This window comes from Bacillus gobiensis (assembly GCF_001278705.1).
GTDB lineage: Bacteria > Bacillota > Bacilli > Bacillales > Bacillaceae > Bacillus > Bacillus gobiensis.
The window spans coordinates 3,510,722-3,528,997 of sequence record NZ_CP012600.1 but is presented as its reverse complement, the minus strand read 5'-3'; the positions used below and the strand labels follow the sequence as shown (position 1 = coordinate 3,528,997).

The 18,276-nt window shown below is 41.4% G+C and carries 16 protein-coding genes and 3 tRNA genes; 16 read left to right on the top strand and 3 right to left on the bottom strand.

The genetic code is table 11. From position 1 onward, the window contains the following. Nucleotides 1-5 precede the first annotated feature (5 nt). The 11 genes from AM592_RS17645 (at nucleotide 6) to AM592_RS17595 (ending at nucleotide 9,910) form a co-directional block, all read left to right on the top strand. Entirely contained in the window at nucleotides 6-491 is a 486-nt protein-coding gene (locus AM592_RS17645; protein ID WP_053605014.1) for a GNAT family N-acetyltransferase, read from the top strand. Between the two features lie 241 nt (nucleotides 492-732). Beyond that, nucleotides 733-808, top strand: a tRNA-Lys gene (locus tag AM592_RS17640). Between the two features lie 17 nt (nucleotides 809-825). Continuing rightward, nucleotides 826-897 (top strand) — tRNA-Glu (locus AM592_RS17635). Nucleotides 898-1,007: 110 nt separating this feature from the next. Beyond that, nucleotides 1,008-1,080: transfer RNA gene (locus tag AM592_RS17630), tRNA-Phe, on the top strand. A gap of 228 nt (nucleotides 1,081-1,308) precedes the next feature. Continuing rightward, a complete protein-coding gene (locus tag AM592_RS17625; RefSeq protein ID WP_053605013.1) occupies nucleotides 1,309-2,718 on the top strand; it encodes a M23 family metallopeptidase in 1,410 nt (469 codons plus the stop codon). Between the two features lie 345 nt (nucleotides 2,719-3,063). Further along, nucleotides 3,064-3,771 (top strand): cell wall metabolism DNA-binding response regulator WalR, encoded by a 708-nt coding sequence (gene walR, locus AM592_RS17620; protein WP_053605012.1) that lies wholly within the window; start codon nucleotides 3,064-3,066, stop codon nucleotides 3,769-3,771. Between the two features lie 4 nt (nucleotides 3,772-3,775). Further along, a complete protein-coding gene (walK, locus tag AM592_RS17615; RefSeq protein ID WP_053605011.1) occupies nucleotides 3,776-5,623 on the top strand; it encodes a cell wall metabolism sensor histidine kinase WalK in 1,848 nt (615 codons plus the stop codon). After that, on the top strand, nucleotides 5,613-6,971 hold the full coding sequence (locus tag AM592_RS17610) for a YycH family regulatory protein (RefSeq protein WP_053605010.1): 1,359 nt from the start codon (nucleotides 5,613-5,615) through the stop codon (nucleotides 6,969-6,971). Before walK ends, AM592_RS17610 begins: the two co-directional genes overlap by 11 nt. Next, entirely contained in the window at nucleotides 6,940-7,812 is an 873-nt protein-coding gene (locus tag AM592_RS17605; RefSeq protein ID WP_053605009.1) for a two-component system regulatory protein YycI, read from the top strand. Before AM592_RS17610 ends, AM592_RS17605 begins: the two co-directional genes overlap by 32 nt. A gap of 15 nt (nucleotides 7,813-7,827) precedes the next feature. Beyond that, nucleotides 7,828-8,622, top strand: a complete 795-nt coding sequence (locus AM592_RS17600; protein ID WP_053605008.1) for an MBL fold metallo-hydrolase — start codon at nucleotides 7,828-7,830, stop codon at nucleotides 8,620-8,622. A gap of 79 nt (nucleotides 8,623-8,701) precedes the next feature. Beyond that, entirely contained in the window at nucleotides 8,702-9,910 is a 1,209-nt protein-coding gene (locus AM592_RS17595; protein ID WP_225970266.1) for a S1C family serine protease, read from the top strand. Between the two features lie 193 nt (nucleotides 9,911-10,103). Here the strand turns inward: AM592_RS17595 and AM592_RS17590 are convergent, their stop codons facing one another. Then, nucleotides 10,104-10,694, bottom strand: a complete 591-nt coding sequence (locus tag AM592_RS17590; RefSeq protein ID WP_053605006.1) for an NAD(P)H-dependent oxidoreductase — start codon at nucleotides 10,692-10,694, stop codon at nucleotides 10,104-10,106. A 159-nt stretch (nucleotides 10,695-10,853) separates the two neighbouring features. Here AM592_RS17590 and AM592_RS17585 point away from each other — a divergent pair, with 159 nt between their 5' ends. Beyond that, the gene (locus AM592_RS17585) at nucleotides 10,854-11,189 is read left to right on the top strand and encodes a winged helix-turn-helix transcriptional regulator (RefSeq protein WP_053605005.1); all 336 of its coding nucleotides are present in this window, start codon (nucleotides 10,854-10,856) and stop codon (nucleotides 11,187-11,189) included. Nucleotides 11,190-11,270: 81 nt separating this feature from the next. Here AM592_RS17585 and AM592_RS17580 read toward each other — a convergent pair whose 3' ends face one another. Beyond that, the gene (locus tag AM592_RS17580; protein WP_053605004.1) at nucleotides 11,271-11,738 is read right to left on the bottom strand and encodes a MarR family winged helix-turn-helix transcriptional regulator; all 468 of its coding nucleotides are present in this window, start codon (nucleotides 11,736-11,738) and stop codon (nucleotides 11,271-11,273) included. Nucleotides 11,739-11,857: 119 nt separating this feature from the next. On the opposite strand from AM592_RS17580, the gene AM592_RS17575 reads away from it, so the two are divergent. The 4 genes from AM592_RS17575 to AM592_RS17560 all read left to right on the top strand — a co-directional run bounded on the left by AM592_RS17575 (nucleotide 11,858) and on the right by AM592_RS17560 (nucleotide 16,497). Then, the gene (locus AM592_RS17575) at nucleotides 11,858-13,378 is read left to right on the top strand and encodes an MDR family MFS transporter (protein ID WP_053605003.1); all 1,521 of its coding nucleotides are present in this window, start codon (nucleotides 11,858-11,860) and stop codon (nucleotides 13,376-13,378) included. A gap of 241 nt (nucleotides 13,379-13,619) precedes the next feature. Next, nucleotides 13,620-14,798, top strand: coding sequence for a M20 family metallopeptidase (locus tag AM592_RS17570; RefSeq protein WP_053605002.1), 1,179 nt, complete (start codon nucleotides 13,620-13,622; stop codon nucleotides 14,796-14,798). Between the two features lie 23 nt (nucleotides 14,799-14,821). Further along, nucleotides 14,822-15,016, top strand: a complete 195-nt coding sequence (locus AM592_RS17565; protein WP_053605001.1) for a DUF3311 domain-containing protein — start codon at nucleotides 14,822-14,824, stop codon at nucleotides 15,014-15,016. Nucleotides 15,017-15,018: 2 nt separating this feature from the next. After that, the gene (locus AM592_RS17560) at nucleotides 15,019-16,497 is read left to right on the top strand and encodes a sodium:solute symporter family protein (protein ID WP_053605000.1); all 1,479 of its coding nucleotides are present in this window, start codon (nucleotides 15,019-15,021) and stop codon (nucleotides 16,495-16,497) included. 62 nt (nucleotides 16,498-16,559) lie between these two features. Here AM592_RS17560 and AM592_RS17555 read toward each other — a convergent pair whose 3' ends face one another. Then, nucleotides 16,560-18,011: an amidase family protein gene (locus tag AM592_RS17555; protein ID WP_053604999.1), complete on the bottom strand. Its 1,452-nt coding sequence runs from the start codon at nucleotides 18,009-18,011 to the stop codon at nucleotides 16,560-16,562. Between the last annotated feature and the right edge of the window lie 265 nt (nucleotides 18,012-18,276).

Sequence of the window (18,276 nt, the reverse complement as noted above, 5' to 3'; positions counted from 1 at the left end):
CCAAAATGAAGATTACTTTAACTCAAGATGCCGATATCATCGCCCGGCTCAACCAGCCAGTACAAGAGCTTCATCATACATTATCTCCAGAAAACTTTAATCCTTATTGTTTCGACGACATCAAAGACTTTTTTAACAGGATTATCCAAAAGCCGGAGCACCTCTTTCTCCTTATTGAAGAAGAAAAACCATTTGGCTATGCCTGGATTGAAATAAAAAAATCCCCAAAAAACCCTTTTAAAAAGGCCTATACATCTATTTATGTCCATCAAATTGGTGTGCTTGATTCCTATCGAAATAAGGGCTGCGGCTCAATGCTATTAGAAAAGATCGATCAGATAGCGGTTGAGCATGGTGCTTCTGAGGTGAAGCTTGACTATTGGACCCAAAATGGTGAAGCCAAAAAATTTTATAAAAATAAAGGCTTTAAGGTGTATAGAGAATCAGTTCATAAGCTTATAACTACCAGTGAAACAGCAAAAAATAAATAGGAAGCTCCTGCGCTCATGCCCCCTTTTTTGAAGAATATTTAGTTTAAGTGAAAAAAGATATTGCCTCACTTTATCATTCTGTGATAATATAAATCTCGTTGTTGTTTACGAGATTTATATTTTTGGATGAAGCTCTTTTAACTCAGTCTTCAAAGCAAGTATCCATTGAGCTGCTTCTAGGATTGCTTCCCGAGATGGAGACGTCGTAATTATCTAGTATCCAAAGAGTGTTATATAGCAAGAGCCATTAGCTCAGTCGGTAGAGCATCTGACTTTTAATCAGAGGGTCGAAGGTTCGAGTCCTTCATGGCTCACCATTTTTTCGTTAAATGAAGGCCCGTTGGTCAAGCGGTTAAGACACCGCCCTTTCACGGCGGTAACACGGGTTCGAATCCCGTACGGGTCATTGCTTTATCTTTTAATCCTCACTTGTCTTTAGGGGGCTGCCCACGACAGCCTTCTAAAGATAGGTACTGTAGATTTTGACGAAGGATAAACAGCAATTACATAGTGTACGGCTCGGTAGCTCAGTTGGTAGAGCAACGGACTGAAAATCCGTGTGTCGGCGGTTCGATTCCGTCCCGAGCCACTTCCAAAGCGTGTTGGCTGACTACAGCTGATGCGTTTTATTTTCTTCTTACTCTCCCCTCTTTTGGTAATATAACCCATAAAGTTTGTAACGTCATTTATACATTCCTATTACATTTTTGTAACGAGTAATATAAGCATCGATTCAATATGGTATTTTAGTTAAGCAGGAAAGTTATCATTGCCTAGAAATGTGACTTTTTGCCTATTTTTCTTTGGAGGTAAAGTCTTGAACAATGACAGACGTAAACTGCGAAAGCGGTTTAAACAGATACTAATACCGATCGTACTATTAAGCTCACTAGCTTTTTCAATATCTTCAGCATCTGCAGAAGAAGAAGACAATGTATTTCTTATTTTCGTAAATGATAAGTACATAGGTACTGTTAGCGATAAAAAATTAGTTGATGAATTTGCGGAAGAGAAAACTAGAAAAGCGCAGCGGGAATTTAAAAATCTATCTTTGACTACAGAGCCGATCCGTGTTGTAAGCAACCAAACGTTTCATCCGCAATCTGATAATCAACAAACGCTTGAAAGGCTGGATCACGAGCTTCCCGTTTTAACAGAAGGATATGCCCTTACAATTGAGGGAGAGGAAGTAGCTTATCTGCAAAGTAAAGAGGATGCTGAACATGCTATAGAAAACATAAAGAAAAAGTACGTTTCAGATAAAACTCTAAAGCAACTTGAAAACGATAAAAAGGAACCGATTAATGAAAAAGATATGTCCATTTTTGATGTATCGCTTTCCAAAAACGTTTCCATCATTCAGAAAAATATTCCGCCGGAAGACGTCCTAAATGTCGAACAAGCAACGAAGCTTATTGAAAAAGGAACACTTGCGAATAAGGATTATAAGGTCCAAGCAGGGGATACTGTCGGGGAAATTGCCGCTCTTTATGACCTTTCTTTAGAAGAGCTTTTGAAACTAAACCCGGGTTTAAAGGAAGAAAGCAAAATCAAACCGGGTGATGCGGTACATATTCAAATGTATGAACCATTTGTAAAAGTTATCGTCAAAGCAGAAAAAAAAGAAAAAGAACAAATCAATTTTCAAACAGAGACAACAGAGGACCCGTCACTTCCTAAAGGCGAAAAAATCGTTCGAGAAAAAGGAGAAAATGGTGAAAAAGAAACCACTTACTCCCTTGTCTTAGAAAATGGAAAAGAAACAAATCGGGAATCAGAAGATGAAGAGATTTTAAAAGAGCCTGTCAAAGAAAAGGAAACGATCGGCACCAAGATCATTCCGGAAAAAGGGACAGGAGATTTCGCTTGGCCGGCTAACGGTGGAATTGTTTCAAGCAAATTGGGGCATAGATGGGGGAAAATGCACAAAGGAATTGATATCGCGGGCCCAAGCAATGATGAGATTAAAGCAGCAGACAATGGAAGAGTGGTCTCAGCCGGTGAAGATGGCGGTTACGGCAATAAAGTGACAATTAACCATAACAACGGAATGGAGACCGTGTATGCGCATCTCAACTCGATAGATGTATCTGTTGGCGATATCGTAACAAAAGGGCAGAAAATAGGTGTAATGGGGTCAACCGGAAATTCGACAGGCACCCATTTGCACTTTGAAGTATATGAAAACGGAACGCTGCAAAACCCTCTGAAATATGTGAATAAATAGATACTCCAGTCATCTCTGGAGTTTTTTCTTATTTAACAACAACAAATGAACGAAGGCGAACCCATAGTCACCCTGGTTTCTAGTGGCTGATATAATAGTCATACAAGTTCAAATGAAAGTAAGAGGCGATCACTGAAGAATGGAAAACACTGATAGATCCCTCATATCATAGAACCATATGGTACAATAAATGAGATATCCTCTTTTAGGACAAATAGGATTTTTTAATATTTGTGGACATAAACGTTATAATGATTGAGACCTTGCTTATTTGCTCGATATTTCAGGATATACTACGAAAGATATACGATAATAGAAGGAAAAGCATCAAGGAGGTTACAGGCAATGGAAAAAAAGATTTTGGTTGTCGATGATGAAAAACCGATTGCAGATATATTAGAATTTAACCTTCGAAAAGAGGGGTTTGAGGTTCATTGTGCCTATGATGGAAATGAGGCGATTGAAATGACAGAGGAGCTTCAGCCGGATTTGATATTGCTCGATATTATGCTTCCTAATAAGGATGGAGTAGAGGTATGCCGTGAAGTACGCAAGAAATACGACATGCCGATTATTATGCTGACGGCAAAGGATTCGGAAATTGATAAAGTGATCGGACTGGAGCTCGGTGCCGATGACTATGTCACAAAGCCTTTTAGTACGAGAGAGCTCTTAGCGCGTGTGAAAGCTAATTTACGCAGGCAAAATACAATTGCTGCCCCTGAGGAAGAAGTAACATCTAACGAAATTCACATCGGGTCTTTAGTTATTTTCCCGGATGCTTACGTCGTATCGAAAAGAGATGTGACGATTGAACTGACTCACCGTGAGTTTGAGCTTCTTCATTATTTAGCAAAGCACATTGGACAAGTCATGACCCGCGAGCATTTGCTGCAAACGGTATGGGGATATGATTATTTTGGTGATGTACGGACAGTAGACGTTACCGTTCGAAGACTTAGGGAAAAAATTGAAGATAACCCGAGTCATCCAAGCTGGATCGTAACAAGGCGCGGAGTGGGTTACTACTTAAGAAATCCGGAGCAGGATTAGCTTTATGAACAAGGTTGGATTTTTTCGATCCATACATTTCAAGTTTGCCGCGATATTTGTGCTGCTTCTCGTCATTGCTATACAAATTATCGGCGTGTACTTCGTACGGCAGCTTGAAACTTCTCTCGTTAATACGTATAAAGATTCAACAAACCAATGGATCGACGTTCTTTCATATAATGTTGAACAAGAAATGAGCAAATCAAGAAATGAAAGCACACCGACTTTAGAAGAAGATATTAATCGGGTATTGGCCAATACCAGAAGAGAAGAAATCCTTGAAATACGCGTTCTTAATTCGTTCAGTGATGTCATTACGAAGTCCGACAGCACAAATTCAGATATCGTTGGGAAAAAAATAAGAGAGTCGATCATCAAAAATTTTCTCATCAATCCTGAGAAGACAAATAGTAAACAATATTATGACGACGAAAACGATCGAAGGGTACTCATCACAGTGACTCCAATTAAATCGAGGGAGTCTCAGGAAAACCTGGGTGCGATATATGTTCTTTCATCGATGGACAATGTCTATGGACAGATAACAACAATAAACGGGATTCTTGCCTCAGGTACGGGAATGGCGTTAGTCGTTACTGCTGCACTTGGAGTGTTTCTTGCGAGAACGATTACCCACCCTTTAACGGATATGAGAAAACAAGCAGTGGAGCTGGCCAAAGGGAACTTTTCACGGAAGGTTAAAATCTATGGCTTCGATGAAATCGGCCAGCTGGCAAGCTCGTTTAATCATTTGACTCATGAGCTGGAAGAGGCACAGCTGATGACTGAAGGCGAACGAAAAAAACTTTCGTCGGTTATTGCCTATATGACGGACGGGGTTATCGCTACGAACAGCAACGGCGCCATTGTTTTGTTAAATAGCCCTGCTTTGGAACTATTAAATGTTTCACGTGAAACTGCCTTGGAGATGCCGATTACGTCCTTGCTAGGGTTAGATGATCATTACACATTTGAAAACCTGCTTGAACTTCAGCAGGAGTCACTCGTATTAGAAATTGAAAAGGACGGAGACGTTTCTGTTCTCCGCGTAAATTTCTCGGTCATTCAAAAAGAACACGGAATCAACGAGGGTTTGATTGCTGTAATCTATGATGTGACAGAGCAGGAAAAAATAGATCAAGAGAGAAGAGAATTTGTTGCAAATGTATCTCATGAACTGCGTACGCCGCTAACAACGATCAGAAGCTACTTGGAAGCATTGGCGGAAGGTGCGCTTGAGAATAAAGACCTGGCTCCGCGTTTTTTAAGTGTCACTCAAAATGAAACGGAACGAATGATCCGTTTGGTGAATGATTTGCTTCAGCTCAGCAAGTTTGACAGCAAGGATTACCAGTTCAATCGAGAATGGATTAACTTTCCACGCCTGATGCTGCTCGTTATAGACCGGTTTGAAATGACGAAGGAGCAGCATGTTGACTTTATACGGGAGGTACCGATAAAAGAATATTACGTCGAAATTGATCAGGATAAGATTATCCAGATCCTCGACAATATCATTTCCAATGCATTGAAATATTCTCCCGAAGGCGGACATATTACCTTTAAGGTGAATGCGAATGAGCAGGAGCAGCTTCTTTATATCAGTGTAAAAGACGAAGGAGTAGGCATACCGAAAAAGGATATTGATAAAATTTTCGAGCGATTTTACCGAGTGGACAAAGCAAGAACGAGAAAGCTTGGGGGAACCGGCCTTGGTTTAGCAATAGCCAAAGAAATGGTACAAGCCCACGGCGGTGATATTTGGGCTGAGAGCGAAGAAGGGAAGGGAACAAAAATAACTTTTACTTTGCCATACAGGGAAGAGCTAGAGGATGAGTGGGATGAATCGTGAAACTCTGAAATCATACTTTTTGATTTTTCTGATATTAGTTAGCTGTTTTTTCACCTATAATATTTGGACTTATCAGCCGTTAAATCAGGCAACTGGTTCTGAGTCTGAGACGTCAGAGAAAGAAGTTATCAGTACTGAGAAAAGAGATTTGAGTGATTTAGTCAGACCTAATCAAATGTTTTTTCACAATAACGGATTGCACTACGGACTGAACCAATCTGATGATTTTGATAAAGTATGGGAAAAAATCAGAAAGTGGAACGTTACGAATACGAGAAATATTTCTGAATCAATGAACCAGGATGACATTAATTTTCCCTCATGGTTATATGGGGAAGACGGCAGCACGAAGCTTGTCCTTTCCTTTAGTGACGAACTCCCAATAGATCTTTTTCGATCATTGTTTCAATGGACGGACGAATCCTATGAAGCGAAATCATTTGATCAAATTGTTATTCCGAGTCTATCATATGACTCGAACAAACGAATTTATTTAGTTTCATCCTCACAGCAAGTTGTTATTGAAGCTACCGTTGAAGCGGCAGACTTTCAGAATTTGATGGCAGAAGTAGATAACAATAAACAAAACTATCCGACCTATTTTACGGAAGACCTTGAGCAAAAGCAGAAACAGTTTTTTTTACCAAATCAACCGTTGCACATGGACAGAAAGCTTTTTGCAACAAAGAACTATTCATCGGAAACTTTTAAAAGCGCGCTGTTTGATAATCTAAAATATGTGAAGCAGGAATCAGGCTTTAACAAAACACTTTTTACAGATGGAATCAAGTTGCTTCAGATTATCCCGAGTCAAAAACAGCTTCAATTCCAAAATCGGAAAATCACTCCGACAACAACCTTGCCTAGTGCCCAGCTTATTAGACGGAGTCTTGAATATTTAAACAGCCATGGAGGATGGACGGACAACTACCAGTTTTTTTATATGACGGACCGGCAGGAAGTTTACTTCAATATGGAAATGGACCACGTTCCGGTATTAAACAATCCTGATAATTCTTATGGCATCCCATCGATTGAATTGCAATGGTCCAATGAAGAATTATGGGATTATAAAAGACCGACCTTTAGTCTTGACGATATTCCGCTTGAAACAAACGATACGGAAATAATGAGCGGCAGTGAGCTCGTGAAGTGGCTTAAGGATCAGAGTATGTACAAGTTTGATGATATTGATCAGATTACGCCAGCATATATGTTATCTCCGAGTGAACAAGACCGTTATGTAGTAGCAACACCAGTCTGGTCACTGGTTCTTAAAAATGGTCAAATCGTTCTGCTTACGGAGAATCTAATGAATGAAAAGGGTGAAGGCAGTGGAGTGGAGTAAAACAACAACAATTTTCATCATTGCCTTCCTGATACTCGATATCTTTCTCGCAGTCGAATATTTTAAAAAGAAAGAAGAACGACCAGAAAATATTGTAAAAATGACCCGTCAGCAAGAAATGGAAGCTGAAGGAATAAAAAATTTGAAACGGCTGCCTACGACTGTAGAAAAAGGTTCGTACATTACCGCTCAAAGAAAGAGCTTTTCCAAGGAAGAAATAGAATCGTTAAGAAATCAAAAACCGTTAAATTCATTGAGTGAACCAAAAGAAGACAACCCTGTCAACGAACTCAACATGGGTCTCACGGCTCCGTATGCGTTAATAGAATCAGATCTTGCAAGCAGGGCAAACGAATTTGTCGCCAAGCAGCTATTAAACGGAAACAACTATAAGTTATGGAAGATAGATAAAGTAAGCAGGCAAATTATTTATTATCAAACCTATAATGGCCGAACACTCTTTGAAGGGGAGGGCACCGATGCCAATATGGGGAAAATTACGATTTATTATAATGACAAAAATGAAGTGACTGGCTACACTCAGTCTATGCTGACAGATATAAAAGAATTAGAGAATCCGGAGCCGATGTTATCAGCTTCAGAAGCCGTGAATGTGATTTACAGCCAAGGCCGTCTGCAGGAAAACAGTGAAATTATTGAATGGGAATTAGGCTATTATACGCAGTATCCGTTGCCCACATTTCGAAATCTGGCTCCCGCTTGGCGCATCGAAATTAAGCGAAAAGATGAAAATGGACAAGAAATATACGAGGAATTTATGGTTCACGCAATTGATGGTGAAATCATTAAAGGAGAAGTAAAGCAGAAAGAAAACGAATAATGGAGTGAGAGAAATATGAGCTTGCAATTCAGCGTGCTCGCGAGCGGAAGTACGGGGAACTCTTTTTATCTAGAGACCGAAGACCATGCATTTTTGGTGGATGCGGGATTAAGCGGTAAAGCGATGGAAGGCCTGATGAGCCAGATCGGCAAAAAGCTGGATCAATTAGACGGAATCTTTGTCACGCATGAACACAGCGACCATATCAAGGGACTTGGCGTCCTCGCAAGAAAATATAAGCTTCCGATTTATGCGAATGAAAAAACGTGGAAAGCGATGGAAAATATGATTGGCACTGTTCATTCAGACCAAAAATTTATTTTTCCGATGGAAGCAGTGAAATCCTTTGGCTCATTGGATATTGAATCCTTCGGCGTTTCACACGATGCGGCAGAACCGATGTTTTACGTGTTTCACTATGGCGGCAGAAAATTAGCATTAATGACGGACACGGGCTATGTCAGTGACCGGATGAAGGGGATCATCCGATCAGCAAACGCATTTGTATTTGAAAGCAATCATGACGTTGGAATGCTGCAAATGGGAAGATATCCGTGGAACATCAAGCGCAGAATATTAAGTGATGTGGGACATGTATCGAACGAAGATGCGGCGCTTGCGATGACGGATGTAATCGGAGATCAAACCTCGAGAATTTACTTGGCGCATTTAAGCCAAGACAACAATATGAAGGATCTGGCCAGAATGTCTGTCAAACAAACTCTTGCATCGAAAGGATTTGTGACGGGGGAAACGTTCGAACTGTATGATACCGATCCAAAGATACCTACCCCTTTAGTTGCCATATAAATTTTTTCATACGAATGACTATAATTCATCGAAATGATCACAATATAGGTAAACGTCTGGCCCAGAGAGGATGAACAGATTGGATACCTATAATCACAAATACATACCTGAAAAACCTCGGAGAAGCCGGAAGGGCTACTTTATCTCGAGTTTGATCGGGGTTATTATCGGAGCTATTCTTGTTCTGATGGCGCTGCCTTTTTTATCAAGCAGAGGCCTTTTGCCATATGATATGCAAACCGGCACGCAGCAAGTTGAACAAGACGCTTCAGAGCTCCCGGTCAGGTCAGTATCTGTCGATGTCAACAATGCAGTTACAGATGTTGTCCAAAGAGTTTCTGATGCGGTTGTCGGAGTTGTTAATATCCAAAAAACGAATATTTGGGATGAAAGCGGCGGAGAAGCAGGAACCGGGTCAGGTGTGATTTATAAAAAAACCGACGGAACCTCATATGTGGTCACAAATCACCATGTGATCGAAGGAGCGACCAATCTTGAGATCAGCTTGAAGAATGGGACTCGGGTAGGTGCAAAGCTGATCGGAAGTGACAGTTTGACCGATCTTGCTGTATTAAAAATCAATAACAGCAAAATAAAAGCGGTTGCTGACTTTGGAGACTCAGATAAAGTAAAACCTGGAGAACCGGTCATTGCGATCGGAAATCCGCTTGGACTGCAATTTTCCGGCTCAGTGACCCAAGGTGTGATATCAGGAACAGAGCGTGCTATCCCCGTTGATTCAAACAAAGACGGAGAGCCGGATTGGAATGCAGAGGTTCTTCAAACCGACGCAGCCATTAACCCGGGGAACAGCGGAGGAGCGCTCATAAATATTAATGGCAAAGTCATAGGCATTAATTCAATGAAAATTGCGGAATCAGCCGTCGAAGGCATTGGCTTGTCCATACCTGTTAATTTGGCTATTCCAGTAATCCAAGATCTTGAATCGTACGGAGAGGTTAGGCGGCCGTTTCTCGGAATTGAAATGAAATCACTCACTGATATTTCCAGCAACCATTGGCAGGAGACGTTAAAGCTTCCTCGAGATGTGACAAAAGGGATCGTCGTTATGGGCGTTGATCCGAATTCACCCGCCGGAGAGGCTGGGATGAAGGAGCTCGATGTCATCACCGAATTTGACGGAAAACCTGTGAACGATATTATTCAAATAAGAAAAGTTCTCTATAAAAAGAATATTGGCGATACCGCACAAATTCGTTTTTACCGTAATGGGAGTCAAAAATCGGCAAAAGTCACTCTCACTGAATCAAATGCGATAGGACGATAAAAAACGCGCAGGGAGCACGGTTAAGCTCTGCGCGTTTCTTTTTTAGAGCAGGCGATGCCCGCCGCCGCCTTGTCCAACTGTATCCGTAACGAAACGGTTTTTTAACAAGTAAAAGACAGCTTCAGCCACTACTTTCATCAGCCCCTTCATTGATTGCCAGTTTTACTGAAGCCAAACCAATTCCAGAGCTGTTTTATTTTGCAGCGTCAACGCTATCACCATCTGCTATTTTGATTGAAAATACCTCTTCTAAGTGGTGATCAAGTGCTTGTAAATATTGATCAATTGCCGGATTTGAGATGACATCATGCAAAGAGAAGGTTTTAAGCGGCTTCATCCCAACATATGCTTGAGTTTTGTGAAAATGGAACAACGCTTCATCGACATTTTTCCCCTCAAAAAACGAGTTCTCATCAAGAAACGCTTCGTTCGGTGAGTTCCAAGTCAAAGAAAGCATATATTTTTTTTCAGTAAATAGCCCTCCCTGTCCGTATTCATCCGAACCAGTGAAAAACACTCCATATTGATAGACCTGGTCAATATAAGTTTTAAAAGAGCCGGGAATGCTAAACCAGTATATCGGCGTTTGGAAAATCACAGCATCGGCCCACTCGAATTTTTTCTGCTCTTCACTGACATCATAACCATCTTGAATAACTGTAGTCTGGATTGAGTAAGTATCCTCCAGCCTTTCCGTGATACGAGAAAAAATGGTTTGATTTAATGTTCCTTTGGCTTGGGGAGGATAGACCTCATGCCCGTTTATAAGTAAAATGTTTTTCACTGTTTTGACCTCCTTTTTATATTAGCCTTCCCCTTCATTATTCGTCTATTACTTCCCTTTGTAAAGTAGTGATATATCATTCATATAATTTCATAAAAGAAAGTAATTGATATATAAGGATTTAAAAAGCTATAATTAAAAAGAAAAGAGGTGTGAAATGTGGAAGAAACGAAAATTATTCTTGAAAGAAGCGATGATGAACAATGCCCTATTGAAAAATCATTAACTATTATTAGTGCAAAGTGGTCATTCTTAATCATTCGGGAATTACTAATAGATGGGACATTGCGTTTTGGCGATCTGTTAAAAGGACTTGAGGGAATCAGTCCAAAAACGCTGTCCTTGCGTTTGCGGGAATTAGAGGAAAATAAAATCATCACTAGAACCGTATATCCGGAAATTCCCCCAAAGGTGGAGTACTCATTAACGGAAAAGGGAAAGCAGTTGGAGGGAATCTTGCTTGAACTGAAACGATTTGGATTAACATTGGAATAAAACGCTTTCATTTATTCACTCAAAATAGGCTTTATTTAAAAAAGGAGATTTTGGGATAAAATAGGCGAACGTCCTGTAAAATTATTCTCGTATCCTTTCGATTTCAGCATCAATTAGATCTGTTCCTTTTTTTAAAAAGTCAAAGATGATCTCAAGTTCTTCTGGTGAGTATTCCTTGCAAAGAGCAATTGTCGATTCAGATAAACCGGAAAACAGCTTTTTAATCGGTTGTCTAGATTCCTGCACGGGGACGATGATAACCCGCCGGCGGTCGTTCGGGTCATTTTCCCTTTTTACATATCCTGCGTTCTCCAAGCGGTCGACCAGTGCTGTTACTGAGCCTGTACTGAGCCCTGTCTTTTTTCCAAGCTCTCCTGCTGTCATAGGTCCGAATTCGATCAAAATATCAGCAGATTTTAAATCGGTATGAACAAGGCCGAGAGACTGGGCGGCCAATTGATGAAAAAGAATCATTCTGGTACTCAGCTTTCGAAAAAGACGGATTGTCGTTTCCTCAAATTGCTCATCATGTAAGTTTTTAGTTGACATTGCTCACCACACCTTATAGAATTTAGTTTGATCATCAAGATATTTAATTACTAAATTATTATTTTTATCTTATCAAATGTTTGCATAAAACGTAAGTGAAACGATATAAGGAGGATAAAATGGACCGAAAAGATTCTTCCAATAAACTGGTGGTAGCCGGACTATTGCTCGGGATTCTCATGGCTGCCATGGATAATACCATCGTCGCGACTGCGATGGGAGCGATCGTGTCGGACCTTGGAAGCTTTGATAAATTTGCCTGGGTAACTGCTTCATATATGGTAGCCGTTATGGCCGGAATGCCGATTTACGGAAAGCTTTCTGATATGTACGGACGAAAACGTTTTTTTGTGTTCGGGCTTATTTTTTTCTTGCTGGGCTCAGCGTTATGCGGAATTGCTCAATCCATGAATCAGCTGATCGTCTTTCGGGCAGTTCAAGGGATTGGCGGAGGCGCGCTGCTTCCGATCGCATTTACGATTATTTTTGACCTTTTTCCGCCTGAAAAACGCGGAAGAATGAGCGGATTGTTTGGCGGCGTATTCGGCTTATCCAGTGTACTCGGACCGCTTTTAGGCGCTCTTATTACCGATTCTGTCGGCTGGCATTGGGTATTTTATATTAACGTTCCAATTGGAATCTTTGCCTTATTTTTTATCATTCGTTACTACAATGAATCACTGGAGCATAAGAAACAAAAAATTGACTGGTGGGGAGCTATTACGTTAGTCGTCTCGGTTGTCTGCCTGATGTTTGCCCTTGAGCTGGGAGGCAAAACGTATGATTGGAACTCCGTTCAGATAATTGGCCTTTTTTCTGTATTTGCTATTTTTTTTGTGGCCTTTTTTATTGCGGAAAGAAAAGCGGAAGAACCGATTATTTCGTTTTGGATGTTTAAAAACCGTCTATTTGCTACCTCTCAGATTCTGGCTTTTCTGTACGGAGGAACGTTTATTATTATTGCGGTATTTATTCCGATATTCGTACAAGCCGTATACGGAAGCTCGGCCACGAGCGCTGGATTTATTCTGACGCCGATGATGCTCGGTTCCGTTCTTGGCAGTATGATCGGAGGAATCTTTCAAACAAAGGCGAGCTTCCGGAATTTAATGATTTTATCCGTTCTGGCCTTTTTTATCGGCATGCTTTTGCTCGGGAACATGAGTCCTGATACGGCAAGGTATATGCTGACAGTGTTTATGCTTGTGGCAGGCTTTGGAGTAGGATTTAATTTCTCCCTGCTGCCTTCAGCCTCAATGAACGACTTGGAACCGCGATACCGGGGCTCAGCCAACTCAACCAACTCCTTCCTCAGATCGCTTGGGATGACTCTTGGTATAACGATCTTTGGTACAATTCAAACAAATGTGTTTACGAATAAACTGGCTGATGCCTTTCGCGGGATGGGCGGAACAGGTCCTATGCAGGATATGGGAGATCCTCAGCAAATTTTCCAGCCTGATACACGGTCTCAAATTCCCGATGAAATCTTGAACCCGATTATTCAAGCGATGTCTGATAGTATCACGTACATCTTTATGCTGACGCTCGTACCAATTGCCATTGCCGCTGTCACCATTCTATTTATGGGCAATGCAAAGGTCAAAACATCGCAGGAAACGGCAGAAAAATCCAATTAAGTGAAGAAACAGCACAGGTTGTATACTTGTGCTGTTTTTTTAAAAGTGAAAGAAATTATACTGAAAATCCTAAAACAAAAAACGTTTTTATAAATGTATGCGTTTTAATACTGCAGAAGCTTTACTAAAATAGGAAAGTTCTAAATTTTTATTCTTGTTAAATTTTTATATGTTGTTTATCATTAGTAATTAACAAATAATTCTTTACTTACTGAAATATATGAAAAGGATGAAGGAAACCATGACAATCGCAAATGAACGGTCCAAATGGATTAATGAAGTTCGGCAGCAAGTCATTGATTGGAGACGGCATCTGCACGAAAACCCTGAGCTTTCTTTTGAGGAAGAAAAAACCGCCGATTTTGTATACAACACTCTCGAATCCTTTGGCGGGATTGAACTGTCAAGACCGACAAAAACGAGTGTGGTTGGGAAAATCAACGGGATATCTCCCGGCAAAATCCTAGCGATTCGAGCAGATATGGATGCTTTGCCGATTGAAGAAAAAACCGGCCTCCCGTTTGCATCAAAAAATCCAGGCGTCATGCATGCTTGTGGCCATGATGGTCATACATCGATGCTGCTTGGCGCTGCGAAAGTCCTTTCTGAAAACAGAACCGGCTTTTCCGGTGAAATTCGCTTGATCTTTCAGCATGGGGAAGAGCTCTTTCCAGGAGGAGCCGAAGAGCTTGTTGAAGCAGGCGTAATGGGTGGCGTTGATTTTGTGATCGGCACCCATCTTTGGTCTCATCTTGAGGTCGGAAAAATCGGTATCGTATACGGCCCGATGATGGCTTCCCCAGATACGTTTCTTATTACGGTGAAAGGGAAAGGCGGACACGCTGCTATGCCGCATAATACTGTAGACAGTATTGCCACGGCTGCCCAATTTGTTACCAATGTACAGCACATTGTCTCCCGAAACATCAATCCACTGAAGCCTGCTGTTGTTTCCGTTGCCAAATTTGTATCGGGTACAACCCATAACGTGATTCCAGGTACAGTGGACATCATGGGTACAGTCAGGACGTTTGATCCGGAAGTGAGAAAAGAAATTCCAATTCTCATGGAAAGGATTTTGAAAGGAATTACAGATGCCCACGGAGCAGAGTATGATTTCGAATATCAATTTGGTTATCGTGCCGTTATTAACGATCAAGACATAACCAAAATAATTGAAGAAATTGCTGTAGATGTATATGGCGAGGAAGCTATCGAACATATGGATCCTGCCATGATTGGTGAAGATTTTTCTGCGTATCAGCAAGTGGCAAAGGGTGCTTTCTTTTATGTTGGGGCAGGCAATGCTCAAAAAGGCATTACATTCCCTCACCATCATGAACGCTTTGCCATCGATGAGGATGCACTTGAAAAAGGAGTTTCATTATTCGTTCATTCAGCTTTTAAATTTCTAGAGTAAGAATTACAACAGGAGGTTGCTTCATGCACGCAATAAAATGGCTGGCTCTAGTTCCTCTCATTGGAATTATTGTTGGCGTTGTATTTTTTAACCAAGTAACACCGTTTATACTCGGCATGCCTTTTTTACTTTTTTGGCTAGTGATGTGGACGATATTGTCCTCTCTTATCATGGGAATTGTATTTAAATTCGACCCTGACAGTAAGGAGGACAAGTAACGATGAATATTGCGCTAATTATCATTTTCGGTGTAATTATCTTATCTATTTTACTAGGTATTCAAGCGAAAAAAGGTAAAGATATGGACCTTGAGCAATGGACAGTCGGCGGAAGAGGCTTTGGTTCTCTTTTCGTGTTTTTGCTGATGGCTGGAGAAATTTATACGACGTTTACGTTTTTAGGCGGAAGCGGTTGGGCCTATGGCAAAGGAGGACCGACGTACTATATTATTTCTTACGGGGCAATTGCCTACATCATGTCTTACTTTCTATTGCCGAAAATATGGCAGTATGCAAAGGATCATGATCTTCTGTCCCAATCTGATTTTTTCGTATCGAAATTTAAAAGCCCTTATTTAGGAGTTTTTGTATCTCTCGTCGGTGTTGTCGCGATGATTCCGTATTTTATCACACAATTAAAAGGGCTCGGGCTGATTGTATCGCAAGCTTCTTTCGGCAGCATTTCACCGACGGCTGCGATTTGGATCGGCGCGATAGCTGTAACGGTTTATGTTATGATTTCCGGGATCCACGGCTCTGCATGGACGGCGATTGCGAAGGATTTTTTAATTCTGGCTGTGGTTTTATTTCTCGGAATTTATTTGCCGCTTCATTATTATGGCGGCATTCAGCCGATGTTTGAAGCTATTCATGCGGCAGACAGTAATTTCTTGGCTCTTCCCGAACAAGGGCAAAGCTCATCATGGTTTATCTCGACCGTTCTTTTGACGGCATTTGGTTTCTATATGTGGCCGCATACGTTCGGTTCAGCTTATACGGCTCAAAACGCAAATGTTTTCCGTAAAAATGCAGCAATCATGCCTTTATATTCTCTTGTCCTTTTATTTGTTTTCTTTGTAGGCTTTGCCGCAATTTTAGAGGTTCCTGGCTTAACAGGAGGAGACACAGATCTTGCGTTGCTTAAAATTTCCATGCAAACCTTTGATCCGTGGGTAATCGGCGTGATCGGTGCAGCAGGAGTATTAACTGCACTTGTTCCGGGGTCACTGATTTTAATGTCGTCTGCCACGCTGTTGTCCAAAAATATTTACAAGGTGCTAAATCCTAAGGTCACTGACCAGCAAGTAGCAAAAACGGCTAAATTCCTCGTACCGGTCGTTGCATTGATTGCCGTGTACTTTACGCTAAACGGCGGGGAAACAATCGTCGCCTTGCTGTTAATGGGATATAGTCTCGTTACACAGCTTTTCCCGGCACTATTATTTAGTTTGATGAAAAACAATTTTGTCACAAAATACGGCGCCTTTGCGGGGATAGGTGCAGGAGTAGCGACAGTCGCCTTCACAACTCTTTCAGGGCACACGATCGGTACACTTCTGCCTTTCTTGCCGCAAGCCGTTAAAGACCTAAATGTGGGCATCATTGCGATGATTATAAATTTGGTTTTCCTTATCGGTGTCAGCTTGGCAACAAAACCTCTGTTAGCTTCGAAATCGTCTGAAGCTATGCTGGAAAGATAAAAGATTGAAAATCCATCCGATCAACTTCGGATGGATTTTTATTAAATGTTTCACATGGAACATTATAGATCTCTCAATTCAGGCGCATTTCGGTGCTTAGTTGCTTGCTCGTAGCCATAAGCAATTTTTAAAAGAGCGGGTTCTTCAAAGGCTTTTGCCGTAAAAGTAATTCCAAACGGTTTCCCCAGAAAGGTGTAGCCAGCAGGAACTGTTATCGATGGGTAGCCGGCTTTTGCAGCAATCTCACTGCCATAATCATCGGCAAAAAGTATGGCGTCAAGCTTGTGCTCATCCATTACGACATCAATGCCTTTTTCCTTTGCTCTCTTGAGGTCGTTCAAACGGTCCAATATATACTCAGTATCCGTCAGTGTTCCGCATTTTTCTTGAGATTCAAGCAAGATTTTTTGTCCAAATTGCAATGCCGACACTCTGTTTTCTTCGTTCCAAACAATGACATCCCGGAGAGAGTGAACCGGAAGATGCGGGGCAGCCTTCGATAAATACGCATTCACTCCGGCCTTGAATTCGTGAAACAGAACACTCGAATCCCACTCCAGCTCAGAAATGGTATCAATGTGAATGAGATCAGCCCCTTGTCTTTCAAGCTCATCAAGTGCATGTTCAAAAATTGAAAGCTCTTCTTCATTCAGTCTGAAAAAATGTTTCTTTTCAATCCCTATTCGTGCACCATGTAACCCGTCGTTTTGAAGACAGCTTGTATAATCAGCCAGCATTCGATCTTTGCCGACAGTTGTAGCTGGATCTTCAATATCTTCACCAGTTAACGCTCCGAGTAATAATGCGGCATCCCATACTGTACGAGCCATTGGCCCAGCCGTATCCTGGCTGTTGGCAATAGGGATAATCCCGGAACGGCTAATGAGTCCCACGGTAGGCTTAATGCCGACAAGGGAATTTTTACAGGACGGATTTAAAATACTGCCGCTCGTTTCCGTTCCTACTCCTGCCGCTGCCAAATTCGCTGCGATCGCCGCACCTGTACCGGCGCTTGAACCGCCCACATCAAACGTACGCGGTCCATAAGGGTTGAGAACCTGTCCGCCTCTTGAACTGTATCCGTTTGTCATATTGTATGCCATAAAATTTGCCCACTCCGTCATATTGGTTTTGCCAAGAATAACGGCACCTGCTTCGCGAAGCTTTTTGACAACAAATGAATCTGTTCGGGCGTAATGATCAGCCAAGGCTAGTGAACCAGCACTGGTATGCATCGAGTCATTGGTATCAATATTATCCTTAATCAAAATGGGAATGCCATGTAAAGGACTTCTTGCGCCATAGGCCGCTCTTTCTGCATCTAAGCTTCGGGCAATGTGAAGGGCATCCGGATTAAGCTCCATCACCGCATTCAGGTGTATCCCATTTTTGTCATAGGCTGCAATTCGCTCCATGTAAAGAATCGTCAGGGCTTCAGAGGATAGCTCCCCATTTTCCATTGCCTGTTGCATCATGTCGATCGTGGCTTCTTCGATTTGAAAGGATGATTTCATCTTTGTCTCCTCTTTTCATATGATTATGAAGTCAAGTCCTATCTGTTTCATCCAATAATACTGTATTAGCGATCGCCAATCATAAGAGTATTCGGCCGGACAATGTCTCCCATTTTCCTTGTGTTTTCCGGGCAATCCCTCCTTGTCGTCTGAAAAAACTGAAAATCTTACAATCTATTATATTATAAATGGTAGATATGAATCGCCTGAGTCGTTTCAGTTTTCACATTATTTAAACCTATTCCGCGTACAGGGCTTATCTTCT